Raw genomic sequence first — 19,273 nt, 5'->3', positions numbered from 1 at the left:
CGAACCCGCGTATTCAGCTTGGGAAGCTGATGTTCTACCATTGAACTACATCGGCGTCGCAGCCGACCGGACGTGTTTTCACCGCCGATCAACGTGCTTTCCGAACATTATCAGACGAGCTTTCAAGCGGCGGTGTCCCCGGCCGCCATTGATCAACACAGGCGTGTCGAAGTCGGCGCCTTCGGTAAATGATTTGCCCAAAATTTTTGCGCAGGAACACCTTTCGGGATGGAGAACTTGAGATAGGTGGGGCTGGGCTCTCCCGTGGGAGTCCAGAACCCGCGCATCGTGTTCGGTAACCACAGTGTGATCGCCCCGGCGATGGGCCGGCACTGCCCGCAGAACCGGTAACCTCTACCTGTGCTGCTCTCCGATCGTGACATCCGTGCCGAAATCTCCGTTGGACGTCTGGGTATCGACCCTTTCGACGACTCCATGGTGCAACCGTCGAGCGTCGACGTGCGCCTCGACGGTCTGTTTCGGGTTTTCAACAACACGCGGTACACGCACATCGACCCGGCACTTCGCCAGGACGAGTTGACCAGCCTGGTCGAACCGGCAGAGGGCGAGCCGTTTGTGCTTCATCCCGGCGAGTTCGTTCTCGGTTCGACTCTCGAAGTGTGCTCACTGCCGAACGACCTCGCCGGCCGTCTCGAAGGTAAGTCGAGCCTCGGGCGCCTGGGCCTTTTGACGCACTCCACCGCCGGCTTCATCGACCCGGGTTTCAGCGGCCACATCACACTGGAGCTGTCCAATGTCGCAAACCTGCCGATCACGCTCTGGCCGGGAATGAAGATCGGACAGCTCTGCCTGCTCAAGCTCTCGAGCGCTGCAGAGTTCCCCTACGGAAGCTCCGAGGCCGGATCCAAATACCAGGGCCAGCGCGGCCCGACACCGTCGAAGGCGTACCTGAACTTCAACCGCGGCTGAACGAACGAACTTCGGGGGGAGTCGCATGATCGGAATTTTCTACGGTCTGGTTTTCATGAACTTGTTGTTCGTGACCAGCACCGTGTGTTTGATGAAGCCGTCCAAAGCCAGTGTTGTTGTGACCGTCTGTGCAGGGGTGGCGTGGCTGTTCTTCAATGGACCGCTGGAAGGTCAGGTCTTGTGGTCGTTGAACAGAGAACACGGTCTGACGGTCTCGGATCTGATGTCGCTTGTTGCCTTCGGCATCGCCGCTCGTGGTTGGAATCAGGTTCGCAAAGCCCGTGAAACCGTCGACGCAGATCGTTTCTGACCTGCGCGCTCACCTGGATTGACCGCCACGATTCGGACAGATGTTTCGACCTGGAGCACAACAGTCGTCGAATCGGGCACAATTACTGGTTATGTGGTGGATTGTCGGAGGCGTACTACTCGTATGGGTCGTGTGTTCCATTCCGATTGCCATCCTGGTGGGGCGGGGTATCGCGCGTCGGGACCGCGCGGAATTCGACGGGCGAAATCAACAGTGGGCCGACGAGGTTGTCAGGTCGATCGAGAAGCAATCGGAGCAGGACAATGCCGATCGGCGTAAGCCACCACTGATAAGCTGACCAGCTGGACTTTTCCGGAGGTGAGTGGGCATGGAACTTCCATCCGATACTCCCGACGACGTCGTGGCCGCGGCCGCCGGCGGACCAAGGGTTCCGCAGTTCGATCCCACAGTGGGGATTCCGGTAGTTCCGCCAGGGGGAGATGCTCCCCACCGGTTGGTGGTCATCGGCGATTCGCTGTCGCAGGGATTCCAGAGCGGGGCGATCTTCAATACCGATCTGTCGTATCCGGCGATCATTGCTCACCAGCTGGGCCGGCTCGACCATTTCCGCTTTCCCCGTTACGGCGGCCCGGGCGGGCTTCCGCTCAACATCGAACTGTTGCTCCGCACCCTCGAGGAGCGCTTCGGCCCACGGCTCGACCTCTGGGAGGTTCCGCTCGCACTCTTTGCTGCACGTGCGTTCATGGATCAGGTAGAGGACTACTGGGAACGCGGACCGGGCAGCGAAGCGCCGACGTTCTCGGCAATCAACCACAACCTCTCGGTGTACGGGTGGGATCTTCGTGACGCTCTGACCAAGACGGCGCAGTGCTGCGAGGATGCACTTCACCAACCGCACGACGATTTGATCAGCCAGATCGTCGAGAACAACGGCGAGCGCGCCGCACTGCGAGTTCTGCCGCGAGGCTCCGACGCCGAGAAGCGTATGACCGCGTTCGACGCAGCAGCGGAGTTGGGCAAGGAAGGCATCGAAACTCTGATCGTCTTCCTCGGTGCCAACAACGCGCTCCGCACCGTCACCGAACTTCGAGTCGAGTGGAGCGGCAACAACTTCCGTGATCCGGGCGGCAAGCGCGACTACACGGTGTGGCGGCCTGAGCACTTCGCGTCGGAGTACGCCGAGGTGCTGGCCGCGATCCGCAAGATCAACGCCCAGCACGTCATCCTCTGCACCGTCCCACACGTGACCATCGCACCGATCGCCCACGGGCTCGGGGGGAAGATCGAAATCGGATCCCGCTACTTCCCGTACTACGCACGACCGTGGGTGCGCGACACCGACTTCGACCCACAACGCGATCAGCACATCACCGGCGCGCAGGCGTGGGCCGTCGACACCGCAATCGACATGTACAACGACGGAATCGAGCAAGCCGTCGCGAATGCCCGTCGGGTGGGGAAGGACTGGTACCTCTGCGATATTGCCGGGTTGCTCGAGCGCGTGGCCTCACGGCGCTACGTCACCGACGTCAATGCGCGGCCGTCATGGTGGACGCCGTACCCCCTTCCCAAGGCGCTGACCGACTTGCAACCCGTGCCGGACTCGCTGTTCTACTCCGCCGACGGTCGCGGCGGCCGCGCTTCGGGCGGCCTCTTCTCGCTCGACGGCGTTCATCCCACGACAGTCGCGTACGGGGTGATGGCGCAAGAACTGGCGAACATCATGGTCACGGCAGGGGTCCAGTTCGACCGCGCTCAGATCGATTTCGACCGACTCGTCCGACGCGACACCTTGGTGCGCACTCCGCCGCAGAATCTCGATTCCACGCTCGGCGTCATCGGCTGGGCCGACGAGCATCTCGGCTTTGCCAAACGTGTGTTCGGCCTCTGACTTTCAGCTTGCCTTCGACATCGTCGGTGCAACGATGCGTTCCGCGTACTCCCGCAGCAGTGCCACCAGGTCTGCGTCGTCGACGGAAAGTCTGCCGGTCGGACCTATCGCAGCCAAGGCGCCGACGACACACCTTTCCGCGTCGTGGATCGGGACGGCGACGGCGGAACGTCCGACACGAATCTCGTCTACCTCTCGGGCGGGCTCACCGCGCCGGATCCGCGAGAGTTCGAGTTCCAATGCGTCGCCGTCGGTGATGGTGTGTGCGGTGACCTTTCGCAGTGGGGCCTCGGCCAATTCGGGTCGGTTGGCGAGGAGCAGCTTCCCGATAGCCGACGCGTGAACGGCTGTGACCAGTGTCCGTTCACCACTGAGTTCGTGGTCGGGATCGCGATCGACGAGCCGAATTCTGTTTTCTGCAAACGACGCGAGGTAGACGCCGAACCGTAGCTGTTCGCGGAGTTCTTCGAGGAGCACCGAATTGTCGATGGGTGTGGGTTCGGCGGCAGCCCCGGCTAATTCACGGGTGCGTCGGCCTAGTGCGAAGCCGGAGAGGTCGGCGATCCGAACCAGGTAACCGTCGGCGACAAGGATGTTGAGTAACCGATACGCAGTGGCAGGTGGGATGTCGGCCAGGGCGGCAATGTCCTTGGCGGTGGCTCCCGATCCGAGCCTGGCCGCCGACTCGAGGAGGGCAAGGGCGCGCTGAACCGCTCGGGGTTCGTGCCCACCGAGGTCGCGTGGTCGGCCCACCATCAGCGGGCGCCGGCAGTCGGCTCGCCCACCAGCACGATGTTTCCGGCTGCGTCGGTGGCGAACACCCCAGCTCCTGGTAGTACGTCCTCGGTTTCGGGACTGTCGAAAGCGCCGACGTGCAGCAGACTTTTGGGGCTTCGGCGTCGCAGGTAGAACTGCCAGAGTGTGCCCGAGGTCAGGATCACGAGTACGGCGATCGGTGCAACGTACGCGTGGTCGATCGTGTTGGCATAAACCAGGTAACCGAGGACTATCGCGCCGGCACCACTGCCACACGACGCGGCCGCGAGAACGCCGGGAGTGTGCTCGCCGATCCGTGTCAGGAAGACAACGGATGCGATAGCCGTCAGTGCATAGGCCACGATGACGGCGCCGCGAACAGTCAGCCGAACGTCGTCGAAGATTTCTCCGCGCCCGAGAACGGCAAAGGTTCCGCCGCCCAGCAGGACGGTGCAGACCACGGTAGTCAATGCGAAGTAGGGCGTACGGAAGGCACTGTGAACCGAGGCGAACCGGCGGGGGAGTAGGCGCTCGACACCGAACGAATAGACCAGGCGTGACGCAGCATTGGACGACGCCATCGAGGACGCCAGCCACGAGCACCCCAGACCGACGTTGAGCGCGATCACGACACCGGGGCTCACGCCCGTCGCCGTTCCGTGGAGATAGGCGTTGACGAGGGTGTCACTGCGCCCGGACCAAGCGGCCCAGCCCGCGAAGATGAAGAGCGATCCACAGATGATCGGAGTGAGAAGGACTGTGCGGGTGACGGTTACCAGCGGGCGACGGGCCTCGGGGCCGAAGAAGGCCGCGCTCTCGAATCCGGCGAGAGCGAACACGGCAGCCAGGGCGGTGAGTAACAACCCGTGGCCGGAGGTGGGTGGAACGATCTGTGCTTGTTGACTTCCGGAACCGCCCAGGATCATGAGCCCGACGATGAACAGAAGTGAACAGCTTTCGACGACGAGGATCGCGAGCGCGGCAAATCTGACACTTCGCACGAGAGCGCCGAGAATCAGCAAGGCTATCCCCAGATAGAGCGCGATGACGTGAAAAGTCTTGTCCACGTGCACACCCGCGAAGCCGAGCAATGCGATTGCGGCCTGTCCGCCGTGATAGAGCGTCATCACCGCGCTGCCGACGTACTTGACCAGCATGGCGATGCCGGTGGTCAATGCTGCCCGGGTGCCCAGGCCACGAAAGACGAAGCTGTGCAATCCGCCCGACGCAGCCATTCGGCGAGTGAACTGCGAAACGCAGAAGGCTATGAGCGTCACCAGCACGGTGGCCGCGATGATGGTGATCATCCCGCTCAACAATCGGCCGTGTGTCAGCATGGTGACGGGCAGAACGACCATCGACACAGCAGGGGCAGTGGTTGCCACCGACTGGGCCAGCACTTCGGCGCCCGAGAGTTGCCGACGGCCCAACGCCCGCAGCGGTGATCGCGCCGGGGGCTGCTTCTCGCGCGTGGTGAAGGACCGCGCGATGGCTTCGGTGAGAGCGGACATGTCGCGTCACGCTAGTCCGGTTCTGTAACGCCGATATTGCGGGCATGCTTCCGCTGATCGCACTCGGGTGAGAGAGCCCGATGCTGATGCTCGCAGGTTTCTCACTCGGTCCCCACTGACTGTTTCCTGTGCGTCAAGTTCCGGACCCAACGCTCCTGAAGTCTGTGTTCAACACCAACCACCCGGGTCACCGGGAGCACACTGGGGAGCTCGAATGCCATACACACGTAGATCTTTCATGCGCAGCCTGGGAATCACCGGCGGCGCCGGCCTGGCACTCGGTGCTATGTCGTCCATCGGCCTGGCGCCGGCAGTGGCGTCGACGCCGAGGCGATTTCAGGCACCTGCTGCGGGTGACCTGATCGGAAAGGTCAAGGGAAATCACTCCGTCGTGATCCTCGGCGGCGGACCGTCCGGGCTGTGCTCTGCCTACGAACTGCAGAAGGCCGGATACAAGGTCACCGTCCTCGAAGCACGCAACCGCCCGGGTGGTCGGGTGTGGTCGATCCGCAACGGCACCGAAGAAACCGACCTGAACGGTGAGACACAGACCTGTACGTTCTCGGAAGGGCACTTCTACAACCTCGGTGCGACGCGTATTCCGCAAAATCACAACACCATCGACTACTGCCGCGAACTGGGCGTCGAACTGCAGATGTTCGGAAACCAGAACGCGAACACCTTCGTCAACTACACCGGCAACAAGCCGCTGGCGAATCAGTCGATCACCTACCGAGCAGCCAAAGCCGACACCTACGGATACATGTCCGAGCTGCTGCAGAAGGCCACCAATCAGGGCGCTCTCGACCAGGTCTTGAGCAAGGAAGACAAAGAAGCACTCTCGTCCTTCCTCACCGACTTCGGTGATCTCTCCAGCGACGGCCGCTACGTCGGATCCTCGCGTCGAGGGCACTCCGCGGAGCCGGGCGCCGGCCTCAACTTCGGAACCGAGATCGAACCATTCGGGATGAGCGATGTCATCCAGGGCGGCATCGGGCGTGCATTCTCCTTCGAGTTCGGTTACGACCAGGCCATGACGATGATGACCCCCGTCGGTGGCATGGACCGGATCTACTACAAGTTCCAGGACGCGATCGGGATGGACAACATCGAGTTCGGCGCCGAGGTCAGCGGCATGAAGAACGTGCCGGAAGGCGTCACCGTCGACTACGTCGTCGACGGCAAATCCAAGTCGATCACCGCCGACTACGCAATCTGCACGATCCCACCGCACCTGATCAAGCGGCTGAACAACAACCTGCCCTCCGACATCCTGCTCGCGTTGGATGCAGCCAAGCCGTCGTCGTCGGGCAAGCTCGGTATCGAATACTCGCGTCGGTGGTGGGAGACCGAGGACCGCATCTACGGTGGCGCGTCCAACACCGACCGCGACATCTCCCAGATCATGTTCCCCTACGATCACTACAACTCCGACCGCGGCGTCGTCGTCGCGTACTACAGCTCGGGTAAGCGTCAACAGGCTTTCGAATCGCTCACCCACCGTCAGCGGCTGGCAAAGGCCATCGCCGAAGGCGCAGAAATCCACGGCGACAAATACACTCGCGACATCTCGTCGTCCTTCTCCGGAAGCTGGCGTCGCACCAAGTATTCGGAATCCGCCTGGGCATCATGGGCCGGCGCGGGAGATTCCCACGGCGGCATGGCAACTCCCGAGTACACCAAGCTGCTCGAACCCGTCGACCGGATCTACTTCGCCGGCGATCACCTCTCCAATGCCATCGCCTGGCAGCACGGGGCCTTCACGTCCGCGCAGGACGTCGTGACCCACCTGCATCAGCGTGTTGCGCAAACTGCCTGACGTGCTTCGTTTTCCATCACTTTCTCTGGAGGTCACATCATGAAATCTCGCAGAACCAAGGTCCTTGCAGCGGCATTCGCCGCCACTACGCTACTGGGCTTCGCCACTGCCTGCTCGTCTGACGAGGCGGACGCCGAGACCGCATCGAGTTCGTTCGTCTCGAAATCGATTCTCGAAGCGGGGCAGGCAAACCCGATGATCGCTCAGGGCGTCGCGATCGGCGGCGACACCGCAATCTACAAGACCAGCGGCATCGGCCCGTCGGCAGGAAACAAGGCGGCGCCGGAAGGTTCGCCGGAGTCGTACATCGACGGTCAGTTTTCCGGCGGTGTTCTGCCGGCCGGTGTCACCGTCACCGAGGCGCAGGGCATCAACGTACTCAAGAAGATCCGCGACAACCTCGAAGCACAGGGATTGAGTCTCGAAGACGTCGTGACGATGCGCGTCTTCCTCGACAACGCGCCGGGATCGGACAAGGCCGACTACACAGGATGGAATCGCGCGTACCGGCAGTTCTTCGCCAACACCAATCTCGACACGGGTGACACCGAGTTGGTGCCGATGGGCACGGCCGAGCCGATCGCTCCGATCGAGCGAAACAGCGCCCGGCCCACCCGCTTCGCCCTCGAGGTTGCCGGACTGCCCGTTGCCGGTTGGCTCGTCGAGGTAGAGGTCGATGCGGTGTACCCCGACGGCAAGGAACCCGCCTGATGGGCGCGCTCAGCCCGACTCACTGGGCGATCGTCGCAGTAGTGCTCGTGGTGCTGTTCGGTTCGAAGAAGCTGCCCGACGCGGCCCGGGGCCTCGGCAGGTCGATGCGGATCCTGAAGTCCGAAGTCGGTGAACTGCAGTCGGATACGGACCTCGCGTTGGAGCCGCGAGACTGACCCCCGTGCGCGGTCGAGGAGTCCCCACACTCCTCAACCGCGCACAGGTCTACTAGATCAGACCTTCGGAACGAGCTACCGACGGTGGTGACGGCGGACCCTTCACGAAGACATCGATCAGCACGTCCTCGTCCTGGTACGACGCGAACTGCGCCAACCCCGGGGTCTGGCGCACAGCCGAATGAACAGCGTCACCGTTTTGCGGATACTCCGGTACGACGTGACGCCAATGGGCGCACAGCAGCGTTCCGCCAGGCTCGAGATGCTCGACGACCTGCAGCATTGCCTCGATGAGCTTTTCGAAGGTCAGGTAGTAGCCGACTTCGCTGATGACGACGAGGTCGAAGGTTTCGTCGGACCAGTCGTCACCCAACGCCCAGAGCCGAAATTCGGAGTCATGTCCGGTAAGCCTCGCTCGAGCGCTCTCGAGTGCGGTCGGGACGATGTCGGTGGCGAGAACGCTGTCGCAGCGCTCGGACAACTTCTCGGTGAGAACCCCGATCGAGCACCCCGGTTCGAATGCGCGACGGTATCGAGGTTTCGGGAGCATAGCGACACTGAGTGCGTACTTCCGCTGCTCGTACCAGCGGGATTCGAAATCCCATGGGTCGGACTGTGCGGCATACATCTTGGCGAAGTAATCCGCGGGGAGTTCACGATCGCTCATACGAACACCGTCTCGTACGGCCTCAGTAGTCGTTCCATCGCGTGGCGGGGGAGGATGGGTGCATCCGCGGGATGATCGGAAAGCGGAGCGATCTGTGAAGTGAACTCATTGGTGGCAGCAGATTTCGCAGCCTGAACGTCGGAGGGCAAGGTCACCTTTCGTGCTCTTTCCCATGGGACTGCCGCATGATCCGGCGCGGCCCAATGCCACGCCCAGATGGGATACTCGATCAAGCGCGATCCAGTGTCCGCGCACGCCCTCGCCGCCGCGTCTCCGGTGGCTTCGTGGTCCGGGTGGCCGTCCCCGCGCCACGTGGAGGCGCACCAGGTATCCGCCGAGGAATCACCGAGAATCGAGCTGAGGCGGTCGGTCAACTCCTGTCGGTTCTCGCCGATCTTTCCGTCCGGGATGCTCAATCGAACCGGTGTGGGAATTCCGAGGACACGCGCTGCCCGATCCGACTCGGACCGTCGACGGCGTTCCATCTCGGGCTGAGTCACGGTCGGTGAATCGGGATGCGAAGCTCCGCCGTCGGTGACAGATACGACCTGAACACTGATGCCGGAAAGTATTGCCAGAAGAGCGGTTCCGCCCAGACCGAGTATTTCGTCGTCGGGATGGGGAGCGACGATGATCAATCGTGAGCATCCGGTGAGATCCAGTTCCGGAAAACTTCTTCCCCACTCCCGCCATGTCGATTCGGGAGTACCGCCGTCGTCGACAGGCTTCTGCGCGAACAGTTTCGAGTTCACCACGGCCGTTTCCCCTTGGCTGCAATCCGGCCCAGCTCGGCGAGATCCTTCTCGGCGTGACTCTGCCGCAAGTAGACGGTGAGATCGGCTACCCGTGCGGCGTGCGCGGCGTCCATGCAGAGCGGTGCGGCGCCGAGAGCGCGTCCCACCCGATCCAGGGTCTCGGTAGCGGCGCGCTCGACAATTGCGCGCACACGGAGTGCCCGCTGCATGGCCTCGGCATTTTCGTCGAAGGGATCCGCATCGATCTCGGCCGCCGCGACTGCGAGCGCGTTGCGCGCTGCGGCGAGCGCTGCATCGACCGCACCGAGGTGTGCGAGTACGTAGGGGTCTTCGCTGCTTGCAGCCTTGTCGTACAACGGATCAGCGACGCCGCAGGCGCCGCCGTACCAGCATGCAGCCACGCCGATCGCGCCGTGCCAGAACCCCGGGCGGCTCAGATAGTCGCCTGCCGTCCCGACCGGTATGGCCGGAACCATGTCGAAGTCGACCGCGCTGGAGTCGCTTTCGGCCATACCGACGGCCTTCCACGAATCGGGAACGGGATGCACCCCAGGTAGTCCGAGCTCGACCGCGAAGAGGGAGGGGACACCGTCGACCAAGGCGGTGATCAGTGCATGCGTGCAGGTGTTGGCGCCGGAACACCACAACTTGCGACCGGTGAGCGTCCAGATCCCCACGTGCTCAGACGCATTCACCACAGGTTGGGGTGGCTCGGCCGCCCACACTCCCCACAGCTGCCCGGGTTCGGGATCCGGTCCGTCGAGTTCGGTGAGTATCGCGACGGCATCGGTGTGAGCCTCAGCCATCCGGCCGAGAACCACATTCTCCCGTGTGAGCTCTGCCAGGGAGGTCCACCGTGCGGCCGTCGCGCCGCCGCCGGGCAGCGGCAAGTACAGTCCACCTGCGTCCAGGAGTGTGTGTAGTCGTTTCATCGTGCCAGCTCCGCTTCTTCGTTATCGGCGGTCGTACCACCCAGGTTACGGATATGTCCGGCAAAGCCGCCCGGAGTTCGGCCGTCGAGACGCGCAGACGTGGTGACCGCAATGTCCTCTGCCCACGCGATACAGGCACCGGCCTCGCTCAACCGCCGGACGAGATCGACATCCTCGTCTTCTTCGAGATCGCAGAATCCTCCGACGTCCCAGTACATATCGGCGCGGACACCGAGGTTGGCACCGTGGACGTGACCGTGTCGACCATAGGGATGTGCGTGGTACATACGTTCGTACCGTTCGCGAACGGAGTGCGGATGGCCTTCCCAGTCCGCGATGCGAACGGTGCCCGCGACGACGTCCGCAGTACGCGCATACTCCAATTGGCGCGCAATCCAGGTGGGGCCGACCACCGAATCGGCATCGGTCGTGGCGAACCACGCTGAGGCCCCCAAATCTGCGCCGAACGCAGAGAAACCCGTCGCTCGCGAACGGCCGACGTTCTGATGCTCGACGCGGAGTACTTCCACCCCGTCGGGGATGACCCCCGCGGTTCCGTCCGAACAGTTGTCGAGGACGGCAACCACTCGGACGGGGACAACGCAAGCAGACGCCGCTGTTGCGAGTGCACGAAGGCAATTGGGGAGGTCTTCGGCTTCGTTGTGGGCGGGAACTACGACAAGAACCTGGTCGATTGGCACAGTGACGATCCTTTCCTCACCCTGGTACGGTCGGGTCTTCTTTCGTCCCGGTTCTCAACAGATAACCACATTTCGGACGGGGGCCGCCGCGCGACCGCCAGCAGCCGTGCAGGTCGAAAACTGTTTCGGTGAAACATCTCTGGATACGTTTGAGAGATGTGCCGGCGGGGTACAAGACGGGGTTTTGCGACTGTGCTTTCGGGTGCAAAACGGGGTTTTGCACCGAAGAATCTTCAGAACCGGCGGTGGCGCACCGAATCGACGAGCATCCGGGCCACCTCGTGCAGTTTCACGTTGGTGTGCTGCGATTGCTGAACGAGCCGGCTGAATGCTTCGTCGGCGTCGATGCCGTGGATGGCGATCAGCACGCCCTTGGCTTGTTCGATCTCGGCACGAGATTCCATGGCGCAGTGCAACTGTTCGATGTGCTCGTGTGCCTGACGCCAGCGTCGTGAATCTGCGATCGCCGCGCCCGCACCGGCGGTGAACAATTTCATCAACTCTTCGTCGAAGGGCTTGAACTCTGTCGAGGCGAATCCGTAGACGTTGAACGCGCCGAGAAGTTCGGTGCTTCCTTCGCCCATGGTGAGCGGCACGGACAAGTAGGACCGGACACCCTGTTTCCGGGCCTCGGCGGTGAATTCCGGCCATTTGTCGTCGTGATCACCCACCTTCGACCGAACCGACGACATGGTGCGCGCGGCGTCAACGCACGGACCACGATCGGCGGAATGCTGGGCATCGTCTATCGCGGAAAGGTAGTCCGCGGTAGATGCAGCAGTTCGTGGGCCATCGGCGGACAGCACCGTCACGCTGACAGCATCGGCATCCGGCAGCGCTTTGACCGCCGTCTCGGCCAGACGTTGGAGCATGGAGTCGAGATGCGCGTCCGTGTTCAGAGTGGACCGGAGTCCGGCAATCGCTTCGGCGAGGGTGTCGAGCGAATCTGCTGCGGAAGCAAACGCCGCGGCTCCCTGTGGGGTGTCCGCATTGCCTGTCATGATTCAGGTCTACTCCGCAAATTGCGGCGATGTAACCGTTCCAGGCGGTCTTTGCTTCGATGTTGCATGAAATCCGAGGTTCCTGGGTAGCCGCACGCAGCGATGTGCGATGTCGCCTGAAAAAGAGGAGCCGATGATGATCCTGCGTTTACCTGGTGTGTATCCACCGCAACACGACACGTCGTTACTGGCGGATGCGCTGCTGTTCGAGCGCCTCACCGCTCGCAGTCGGGTGCTGGATCTGTGCACGGGGACCGGCGCCCTCGCTGTCGCGGCATCCGCGGCAGGCGCAGGCCACGTCGTCGCGGTCGACATATCTCGCCGCGCGTGTGCCAATGCTCGTCTCAACGGGATCCTCAACGGAACCTCGATCGACTCCCGTCGTGGCGACCTCACCGAGGCGGTGCACGGCGAACTCTTCGATCTGGTGATCTCCAACCCGCCGTACGTCCCTGCTCTTGCAGATGATCTCCCTACCGCTGGAATCGAACGTGCTTGGGACGCAGGAAAGGACGGACGCGCCCTCATCGACAGGATCGCAGCCACCGTTCACGAGGTGCTCGTCCCGGGCGGCACACTGCTTCTCCTGCAATCGGTGCTGTGTGGGGTCGACAAGACCGAGGCGATACTCGAAGAACACGGTATGGCCGTAGAGATTTCAGCCCGGAAGTACGTTCCCTTCGGGCCCGTGATGCGCGAGAGGCGCACCATGCTCGAGGCACGAGGGTTGATCACCACCGGTCAGGAAATCGAACAACTCGTGATCATTCGCGCAACGAAGTCTTGCCCTTCTCCCAACTCGATGTGAGGTGATCGCCGAGAAGATCGTCGAACGCCAGGCACGCTGCGGCGCCGAACAAGATGTCATCAGTGCGGTGCGGCTGCGAAGAAGCGAGACCGCCGGCAAGATCCCGAACGGCGATCTGTTCGTGAACGGAATCCGCTTCCACGTGCTCGTCGTAGAACAGTGTCGCGCCCGAACCGAATCCGAGTCGGCGCAGTCCTGCGCTGTATCGTTTGCTCGGCAGCGCAGACGTGGTCTCGACAGCGCACAGGTGCCCGACCAGCGTTCCGAGATGGCGGCGATGAAAACCGAAGAGCGAGAGAGCATTCAACGACGCCAACATTACCGCGGGAACAGAATCGATGTAGTGGCCGTAGCGGTCCGAAAGACCTACAGCCCGCATGGTGTCGGCAAAAAGACGCGAATGCATTCGCTCTGCGCGACCGCCTCCGTACTCGTCGCTCTGCACTTCGACGAGGGCGGCCTTGACGGCACCGGAGAGACGCGAAATTCCGAGGGTGTGCACATCCGCCTCGCGGAGCTGATTGAGCGAACGGTGAATCAGCACCTCCGAGAACTGATCGATCGTTGCATCTTTCGCCATGAAGGACGCAAGACCTGGGCCTGCACTGGGGGCGGTCATCGACCAGAGGTCGGCCACGACGTCGCCAGACGACTCCACTGTCCCCACGAGTTGCGCGATGGCGGACTCGAAACGCTCTTCGAGCCGAGACCGCACCGCGAGCAGGTCCGGATTCCACTCCCATTTGTCCGAGACGTTCTCGATTCCCTGCAAATGAAGCTCGTAGAGGAGCGTCAGGGTCAGCTGAGCGTCGTCGTCACGAAGAATGTCGTAGGTGAGGTCGGTGGACTGTGCATCCTCGTACGCGTCAGCGGCAGCCGTAATCTCCCTCGGATCGGCCGAGGAGCGCAGAATGGAAACGAGAGTGGCGCTCAGTGGGCCGCGGGCCTGTGGAACAGGCATGGAAGTGGGCACGCCAGTGGCCGAATCGAGAACTGAAGAGGACATATGACCGCGTTTCCCGAATCGTCATCTGCCGAAACACCGAGTGTTCCCGGTAACAACACCACCATAACCGCCTGCACGGACGGCCCGCTGCTGGTGCGTGGTGACTTCGAGTTGCTCCGTGACGACGGAACCCCGATAGAGAACAAGCGCTCTACGGTTGCATTGTGTCGATGTGGGCGGACCGGCATCGCGCCGTTCTGCGACAGCTCCCACAAGAAGAAGCGGGCGCGAGCGACGTAACCGGTGCCAATTGGGAACAAGCCCGACCCGTGAACCAAGACGACCCGGAAACCAAGAAAAGGCTGGATGCCGGCACCATGCGGTGCAGCGTCCAGCCTTTTCAGTCTGAAGTCAGACTGGGATCGAACTCAGATGGCGCGAACGTTCTGAGCCTGGGGGCCCTTCTGGCCCTGTCCGATCTCGAACTCGACCTTCTGGCCCTCGTCGAGGGACTTGTAGCCGCTGCCCTGGATCTCCGAGTAGTGAACGAACACATCCGGTCCGCCACCTTCCTGCTCGATGAATCCGAAGCCCTTTTCACCGTTGAACCACTTGACACTGCCCTGAGCCATAACCAAATTCTCCTGGATCCATCGAGCCGAGCCCTCCCATCGAGAGTCCGGTCTCACACCTGATCCTGCCATGCTCTTCTTTTTCTGTCTCCAATTACATGCATGGCGAGTTGCAGTATTTGACGGCTTTGTCCCGTTCCGGGACCACGTCGGAAGCAGGTGATTGTTCAACTATGCGCGTTTACCTGCTGTGATGTATTCGTCCCTTCGATGCAGCGCGAAATGACAACACCTGTGTTAAATCTGGATTCGCGGCGCAGAATGCCACCCCGATACCGAGGAGGGGACCAAATACCCAACTCGATCGGGGTCGAGATCAGTCCGAATCGTCGGGTTTGGTGTGCCCGTCGAACGTCACATGGATGTTCTCGTGGGGAACCGCGCGTTGTGCTTTTGCTTGATCGGCGAAGGTGCGCCGATCGCCTTCGATGAGTTCGGTGTTGTCGGTGAACGGAGCCAACAACGCCCGCGGATGGAGTTTGTCGACTCGCACGACGTTGATTTCCGCACACATGACGATCGAGGCTGCAGCGAGGAACAAGAAGGCCAACAAACCCAGAACGATGGCAAAGACGCCATTGGTGGTGGAGGCACCCCGCACCACAGAGGTCACATAGAGGGCACCGAAGGACTGAAGTGCTTGCCAGAGAACAGCAGCGGCGATCGCTCCAGGTGCCACATCGGCTACCGAGAGCGGGCGGGCGCAGGTGAGCCGGAAAGCGACGATGAAGATGCCCGCATTCAAGACGACTACCGCAAGGGTCAGTAGGAAGCTGAACGAACCGCCCAGATGAAGCGCACCGCCGATGTTGGAGACAGCGGTGGTCCCCAAGATCGCGAGACCGATCGTGCCGAGGAGTAGTAGCCCTTGGAGACGCCCGCGGATGGGATCCGGTCGCATGTTTCGGGGCACCGACCACACCGTGTTCATCGCGTTCTGGCAAGCCAGAGCGACACCGAGGCCACCGTAGAGACCACCGACGATTCCGATCACCAGACCCGTGACACCGCCGCCGATCTGTTGCGCATTGCCCAGGTCGTCACCGATCACCGGAAACTGATGCAGCGCGGAGTCCAAGATCTGTTGCTGAAGCTCAGGGTTGCCCGACAGCACGAAGCCGAGAATGGTCGAGAGCAACAGAAGAAGAGGAAAGAGCGAGACGAAGCCGTAGTAAGCGATCAGCGCGGCTAGATAAACACCTTGATCGTCGAGGAACTTGTAGAGGACCGCTATCGGGAACCCCAGGGCCGGATGCTTCTGTTGCAAGGCATCGAGGCGCTTGGCGATTGTCATTCTCGGTCTCTCTCAGCTCGTCGGACAGCCCGACGAACCTTAGTCGCTGCGAGCGCCCGGCGCTCGACGCCGGTGCAGCCGTCGCGTCAGGAGGCTTCGAGTGACTTCTCTGCTTCGTCGAGCGCGCGCATTGCTCCCTCGACAGAGTTGGTGACCGGGAATTCCTCTTCCGCCCGCGCCGCGCGAAGCAAGCGTCGAAGCGGGTGTGACCCGATCGCGGCCCACTGGAAGTCGTTGGCTCGCGAACGGGAGTTCAGCTCGGCGAACAGTTCGAGGCAGACCGCACCGACGAACAGTGAGTTGGACAAGTCCAGAATGACGCGAGACCACTCCGCAGCGTACGAGTTGAGAAGTTCTCGTAGTGCTGGGGCGGAGAGTTTGTCGAGGTCGACCTCGACCTGGATCAGGACTGTCGAGGGCGCTATCCGCCAGGCCGCGAAACCATGCGTTTCCACGATCGGCCCCAATTGTGTTGAGGGATCGATGGAATCGATCGGTGTGTGGTCGAGTTCATTCAGATTCATGGCAGATCCGGTCTGTGTGCTTTCATCGAAAGGCTGACGACCGATCTGGCGGCGCGGAAAGTTAATGCGTCCAGGCGTGGAAAGCTTTAGAGCTCAATGGAAATGAACAGTACAGATGTGCGCAGGAAATGCTCACCTGATCCAGAGCCTTGATGCGAACCGAGCGCCAGTGGCTTCAACCCCGGCTGTATTCTCAACCTCGGTACCGTTCAGTGTAGCTCGAGGGCGTGAATCGGTCCAGGTGAGAGGTCGAATATTAAGCGGTGCAATGTTTTTGGCTCGACGCTTCGGTATGGTGGAAGATCAGCGTCACCGGACGAAGGGAATCAGATGAACGACCGCGATGCACTCACGGCCATCTCGACCAAGCTCGACACACTGATCGGCGCGGAGACCAACGGTTTGCGGGACGAGGTTCCGCCCGGTTCCAGTGTGCAGCGCACCGAGCAGGACGGCGAGCACGGCCGGTGGGGGCACGATTACCGCCTCGCCAACAAGTATCTCGAGGCCCTCGACATCGGCCAGCCCGGTCTCATCGATCGAGACGAGCTGGAACGTCTTGCACAGGAATACATCTGATCCTCGAGACGTACCTTCAGAAGATTTCACCCATCTCGGTGCGTAGCTGCTTCAGTGACTGAGTGAGGATTCTGGATACATGCATCTGAGAGATGCCGACCTTTTCGGCAATCTGGGATTGGGTGAGATGGCCGAAGAATCTGAGAACGACGATCGTGCGCTCGCGCTCCGGTAGTGCCAGGAGCGCGGGCCGCAGGGTTTCGTGATTGTCGATCCGACTGATCGCTTCGTCGTACTGTCCCAAAGTGTCTATCAGAGTCAGACCACTCCCGTCGCCGGCGGACGCGGTGTCGAGCGGTGTGGTTCGGTACGAATTACCGGCGGTCAAACCTTGTTCGACCTCGTCCGGTTCGATGTCGAGTTCCTTGGCGAGTTCCGCGACTGTCGGTGCACGGCCGAGCGTCTGGGACAAAGTCGTGAGCGCCCGGTTGAGGGCAAGGTGCCGTTCCTGAAGGCTACGAGGCACTCGCACGGACCAGCCGTGATCGCGAAAATGCTTGCGAACCTCACCCATGACGGTCGGGACCGCGAACGAGAGGAAATCCGATCCTTTGTCGACGTCGAATCGCTGCACGGCCTGTATGAGCCCGACGCGAGCAACTTGCTCCAAGTCCTCGAAAGGCTGGCCACGCCCCTGGTATCGGCGAGCGACGTGTGTGGCCAGGGGTAGGCACAGTTCGATGATCGAGGTGGTTATTTTTTCTCGGCTGGGATCATTCGGCGGAAGCGAGGCCATCGAGACGAACAGTTCGACAGCTGTTTCGTACTGGTCCTTCTTGTCCGGTGGGACAGCGGTCACGCACGCTCCTGGGGCAAGCCCTTTTCAAGCGTCATCGTCAGGGTGATGTGACCGTCCGCGTCGATTTCCGACTGTTCCAGGCGGACGGAATCGACCAGCGCTTCGAGAACGAACCATCCGAAGCTGTGCGACTTGTCGGGTATCTCGGAGTGCGCGATCACGGACACGACAGTCCGAAGTGTGCGGCCGACGGTGTCGAATCGGCAGGTCAAGTCGCTGGACGGTATCGCGTGGCCGATGAGGATGCTCGCGACTTCGTCCATCGCCAGAGCAAGGTCGGCTGTTCCGTCGACATCGAGTCCGGTGTTGTTGGCAACCGTTCGGGTGATTCCGCGCAGAGTGGGAAGTTGAGAGTACGACGCGCGGACGCGGAGCGAGGCGATGGAGTCGTGAGTTAGTTCGGTTTCGGTCGGACTCGACAGAGGGATCAAGGGGCTTCCTGTAGGTAGATGTGGCGTAATTCCGGCGGACCGAGGCAAGGACCGGTACCGGCCGTGCGTGCCAGCCATCTCTACCCCGGAAGTATTCATGGCCTTGGATTACCCTTCGCCCGGCGAACTAACCCTCTTTACCCGAACTAGAGGATGAATTGTGAGACACATCACCTGTGGTGCGGACGTACCGAATCCTCATCTTTCATTTTCGCGTCGTTCGGGTACAGCCGCTTCATGGACACCCATTCGGACAGACAGATCCCCGTACACATACGACCGGAAGGTGTCACTGATGACGAGGTGAAGGCGGCAGGAGTGCTGTCGAACGCCCTTGAAACGGTGGAACGGGCACGCGGTGCTCTGTACGACTTCCATCAGCTGATAGGGCATGCCGATCTGATGCTCGACGAGGTCGTCGAGCTACTGCGATCCAGCGGCAACGACGACCTGGCCGATCAGGTCGAGGGCGAGTTGATGGGCCGGAACGTGGTCGAGGGGCGCTGGACTTTCCAGTTGGTCGAAGAGTTCGACGAGAACTACTGGTCGTTTTTTCGTGAATGCGAGAAAGTGGTGCGCGACAAGCTGGCAGGCGGAGTGCCGCACCTCTTCGAAGCCGAGATGAAGGAGCGACGCCGCACGCACGGTTTGCGGCACCACGAGGCCAGGCCCTGAGGTTCCTGTCTACTCTCGTGAGCTCGTCGCGGCACTGATCAGTGGTTCAGTTCGAGCTTTGCGCAACGATTCTCGCTCGGTCGCCGTCATGCCGCCCCAGATACCGTGGGGTTCCCCGGTCTGGATGGCGTGCACCAGGCATCTCTGCACGACAGGGCATCTGGCGCACACCAGCTTCGCCGAACTCTCGCGCTTCGCTCGCCTGGAGCCGCGCTCGTTCGTGTCGTCGTAGAACAGAGCGGGGTCGGTGTCGCGGCAGGTGCCGGACAGTTGCCAATCCCACTCGTCGGCAAGGGGCCTGGGAGATGTGTAGGAGCGCATGAACATGGACGTTCCCTTCGCTGCGTGACGAACTCGACTCGGATCGCGGATCCAGGTCGGGTGTTAAGGCAAAGCTCGGTCCCGCCGGCCTGAACCGGCGGGACCTTCGAGGCTCCTCCCTCGAGGGGGAAGATTTCGGGGGT

General features: G+C 61.8%; 24 protein-coding genes. 10 read left to right on the top strand and 14 right to left on the bottom strand.

Annotated elements, in window-relative coordinates:
• Nucleotides 1-360 precede the first annotated feature (360 nt).
• The 3 genes from dcd (at nucleotide 361) to QM609_RS13305 (ending at nucleotide 3,092) form a co-directional block, all read left to right on the top strand.
• Entirely contained in the window at nucleotides 361-930 is a 570-nt protein-coding gene (dcd, locus tag QM609_RS13315; RefSeq protein ID WP_003943702.1) for a dCTP deaminase, read from the top strand.
• A 25-nt stretch (nucleotides 931-955) separates the two neighbouring features.
• Nucleotides 956-1,240 (top strand): hypothetical protein, encoded by a 285-nt coding sequence (locus tag QM609_RS13310; RefSeq protein ID WP_042452329.1) that lies wholly within the window; start codon nucleotides 956-958, stop codon nucleotides 1,238-1,240.
• 328 nt (nucleotides 1,241-1,568) lie between these two features.
• Nucleotides 1,569-3,092 carry a hypothetical protein gene (locus tag QM609_RS13305; protein ID WP_149357786.1) on the top strand — a complete coding sequence of 508 codons (1,524 nt, stop codon included), beginning with the start codon at nucleotides 1,569-1,571 and terminating at the stop codon, nucleotides 3,090-3,092.
• 3 nt (nucleotides 3,093-3,095) lie between these two features.
• Here the strand turns inward: QM609_RS13305 and QM609_RS13300 are convergent, their stop codons facing one another.
• Together QM609_RS13300 and QM609_RS13295 are read right to left on the bottom strand one after the other, a co-directional pair.
• Nucleotides 3,096-3,848 (bottom strand): IclR family transcriptional regulator, encoded by a 753-nt coding sequence (locus tag QM609_RS13300; protein WP_076948779.1) that lies wholly within the window; start codon nucleotides 3,846-3,848, stop codon nucleotides 3,096-3,098.
• The gene (locus tag QM609_RS13295; RefSeq protein WP_042452324.1) at nucleotides 3,848-5,359 is read right to left on the bottom strand and encodes an APC family permease; all 1,512 of its coding nucleotides are present in this window, start codon (nucleotides 5,357-5,359) and stop codon (nucleotides 3,848-3,850) included. The genes QM609_RS13300 and QM609_RS13295 overlap by 1 nt, the downstream gene beginning before the upstream one ends.
• A gap of 238 nt (nucleotides 5,360-5,597) precedes the next feature.
• Between QM609_RS13295 and QM609_RS13290 the strand changes: the two genes are divergently transcribed.
• The 3 genes from QM609_RS13290 to tatA are packed head-to-tail and all read left to right on the top strand — an operon-like array spanning nucleotide 5,598 to nucleotide 8,065.
• On the top strand, nucleotides 5,598-7,178 hold the full coding sequence (locus QM609_RS13290) for a flavin monoamine oxidase family protein (protein ID WP_003943721.1): 1,581 nt from the start codon (nucleotides 5,598-5,600) through the stop codon (nucleotides 7,176-7,178).
• A gap of 39 nt (nucleotides 7,179-7,217) precedes the next feature.
• Nucleotides 7,218-7,889: a Rid family hydrolase gene (locus QM609_RS13285; RefSeq protein ID WP_076948780.1), complete on the top strand. Its 672-nt coding sequence runs from the start codon at nucleotides 7,218-7,220 to the stop codon at nucleotides 7,887-7,889.
• On the top strand, nucleotides 7,889-8,065 hold the full coding sequence (tatA, locus tag QM609_RS13280) for a Sec-independent protein translocase subunit TatA (protein ID WP_073512928.1): 177 nt from the start codon (nucleotides 7,889-7,891) through the stop codon (nucleotides 8,063-8,065). Before QM609_RS13285 ends, tatA begins: the two co-directional genes overlap by 1 nt.
• Nucleotides 8,066-8,117: 52 nt before the next feature.
• Here the strand turns inward: tatA and QM609_RS13275 are convergent, their stop codons facing one another.
• From QM609_RS13275 to QM609_RS13255, 5 genes are all read right to left on the bottom strand, one after another.
• On the bottom strand, nucleotides 8,118-8,732 hold the full coding sequence (locus QM609_RS13275) for a class I SAM-dependent DNA methyltransferase (protein ID WP_042926398.1): 615 nt from the start codon (nucleotides 8,730-8,732) through the stop codon (nucleotides 8,118-8,120).
• Nucleotides 8,729-9,487, bottom strand: a complete 759-nt coding sequence (locus tag QM609_RS13270) for a PIG-L deacetylase family protein (protein WP_003943643.1) — start codon at nucleotides 9,485-9,487, stop codon at nucleotides 8,729-8,731. The genes QM609_RS13275 and QM609_RS13270 overlap by 4 nt, the downstream gene beginning before the upstream one ends.
• Nucleotides 9,481-10,419, bottom strand: a complete 939-nt coding sequence (locus QM609_RS13265) for an acyl-CoA dehydrogenase family protein (protein ID WP_007726542.1) — start codon at nucleotides 10,417-10,419, stop codon at nucleotides 9,481-9,483. Before QM609_RS13265 ends, QM609_RS13270 begins: the two co-directional genes overlap by 7 nt.
• Nucleotides 10,416-11,120 (bottom strand): glycosyltransferase family 2 protein, encoded by a 705-nt coding sequence (locus tag QM609_RS13260; protein WP_076948781.1) that lies wholly within the window; start codon nucleotides 11,118-11,120, stop codon nucleotides 10,416-10,418. Before QM609_RS13260 ends, QM609_RS13265 begins: the two co-directional genes overlap by 4 nt.
• Before the next feature lie 233 nt (nucleotides 11,121-11,353).
• Nucleotides 11,354-12,121 carry a GAF and ANTAR domain-containing protein gene (locus QM609_RS13255; protein ID WP_003943624.1) on the bottom strand — a complete coding sequence of 256 codons (768 nt, stop codon included), beginning with the start codon at nucleotides 12,119-12,121 and terminating at the stop codon, nucleotides 11,354-11,356.
• A gap of 109 nt (nucleotides 12,122-12,230) precedes the next feature.
• On the opposite strand from QM609_RS13255, the gene QM609_RS13250 reads away from it, so the two are divergent.
• Nucleotides 12,231-12,929: a HemK2/MTQ2 family protein methyltransferase gene (locus QM609_RS13250; protein ID WP_037131016.1), complete on the top strand. Its 699-nt coding sequence runs from the start codon at nucleotides 12,231-12,233 to the stop codon at nucleotides 12,927-12,929.
• Here QM609_RS13250 and QM609_RS13245 read toward each other — a convergent pair.
• On the bottom strand, nucleotides 12,886-13,935 hold the full coding sequence (locus QM609_RS13245) for an iron-containing redox enzyme family protein (protein ID WP_054187567.1): 1,050 nt from the start codon (nucleotides 13,933-13,935) through the stop codon (nucleotides 12,886-12,888). The two genes, QM609_RS13250 and QM609_RS13245, sit on opposite strands and share 44 nt — an antisense overlap.
• On the opposite strand from QM609_RS13245, the gene QM609_RS13240 reads away from it, so the two are divergent.
• Nucleotides 13,936-14,175: a CDGSH iron-sulfur domain-containing protein gene (locus QM609_RS13240; protein WP_003943717.1), complete on the top strand. Its 240-nt coding sequence runs from the start codon at nucleotides 13,936-13,938 to the stop codon at nucleotides 14,173-14,175.
• 128 nt (nucleotides 14,176-14,303) lie between these two features.
• On the opposite strand, the gene QM609_RS13235 is transcribed toward QM609_RS13240, so the two are convergent.
• The 3 genes from QM609_RS13235 to QM609_RS13225 form a co-directional block, all read right to left on the bottom strand.
• Nucleotides 14,304-14,507 (bottom strand): cold-shock protein, encoded by a 204-nt coding sequence (locus QM609_RS13235; protein ID WP_003943666.1) that lies wholly within the window; start codon nucleotides 14,505-14,507, stop codon nucleotides 14,304-14,306.
• Nucleotides 14,508-14,823: 316 nt separating this feature from the next.
• Entirely contained in the window at nucleotides 14,824-15,801 is a 978-nt protein-coding gene (locus QM609_RS13230; protein WP_003943713.1) for a YihY/virulence factor BrkB family protein, read from the bottom strand.
• 86 nt (nucleotides 15,802-15,887) lie between these two features.
• On the bottom strand, nucleotides 15,888-16,325 hold the full coding sequence (locus QM609_RS13225; RefSeq protein WP_054187566.1) for an STAS domain-containing protein: 438 nt from the start codon (nucleotides 16,323-16,325) through the stop codon (nucleotides 15,888-15,890).
• A 330-nt stretch (nucleotides 16,326-16,655) separates the two neighbouring features.
• Here QM609_RS13225 and QM609_RS13220 point away from each other — a divergent pair, with 330 nt between their 5' ends.
• Nucleotides 16,656-16,904, top strand: a complete 249-nt coding sequence (locus tag QM609_RS13220; RefSeq protein ID WP_003943680.1) for a hypothetical protein — start codon at nucleotides 16,656-16,658, stop codon at nucleotides 16,902-16,904.
• Nucleotides 16,905-16,920: 16 nt separating this feature from the next.
• Here the strand turns inward: QM609_RS13220 and QM609_RS13215 are convergent, their stop codons facing one another.
• Nucleotides 16,921-17,703, bottom strand: a complete 783-nt coding sequence (locus tag QM609_RS13215; RefSeq protein WP_003943639.1) for a SigB/SigF/SigG family RNA polymerase sigma factor — start codon at nucleotides 17,701-17,703, stop codon at nucleotides 16,921-16,923.
• Nucleotides 17,700-18,134 carry an ATP-binding protein gene (locus QM609_RS13210; RefSeq protein WP_003943620.1) on the bottom strand — a complete coding sequence of 145 codons (435 nt, stop codon included), beginning with the start codon at nucleotides 18,132-18,134 and terminating at the stop codon, nucleotides 17,700-17,702. Before QM609_RS13210 ends, QM609_RS13215 begins: the two co-directional genes overlap by 4 nt.
• Before the next feature lie 237 nt (nucleotides 18,135-18,371).
• Here QM609_RS13210 and QM609_RS13205 point away from each other — a divergent pair, with 237 nt between their 5' ends.
• Nucleotides 18,372-18,809, top strand: coding sequence for a hypothetical protein (locus tag QM609_RS13205; protein WP_039972685.1), 438 nt, complete (start codon nucleotides 18,372-18,374; stop codon nucleotides 18,807-18,809).
• Between the two features lie 9 nt (nucleotides 18,810-18,818).
• Here QM609_RS13205 and QM609_RS13200 read toward each other — a convergent pair whose 3' ends face one another.
• Nucleotides 18,819-19,136, bottom strand: a complete 318-nt coding sequence (locus QM609_RS13200) for a WhiB family transcriptional regulator (protein WP_003943622.1) — start codon at nucleotides 19,134-19,136, stop codon at nucleotides 18,819-18,821.
• Between the last annotated feature and the right edge of the window lie 137 nt (nucleotides 19,137-19,273).

Origin of the sequence: Rhodococcus sp. IEGM 1302, from assembly GCF_030056935.1 — a bacterium.
Lineage (GTDB): Bacteria > Actinomycetota > Actinomycetes > Mycobacteriales > Mycobacteriaceae > Rhodococcus_F > Rhodococcus_F qingshengii.
This window is presented reverse-complemented; position numbering and strand designations above follow the sequence as displayed.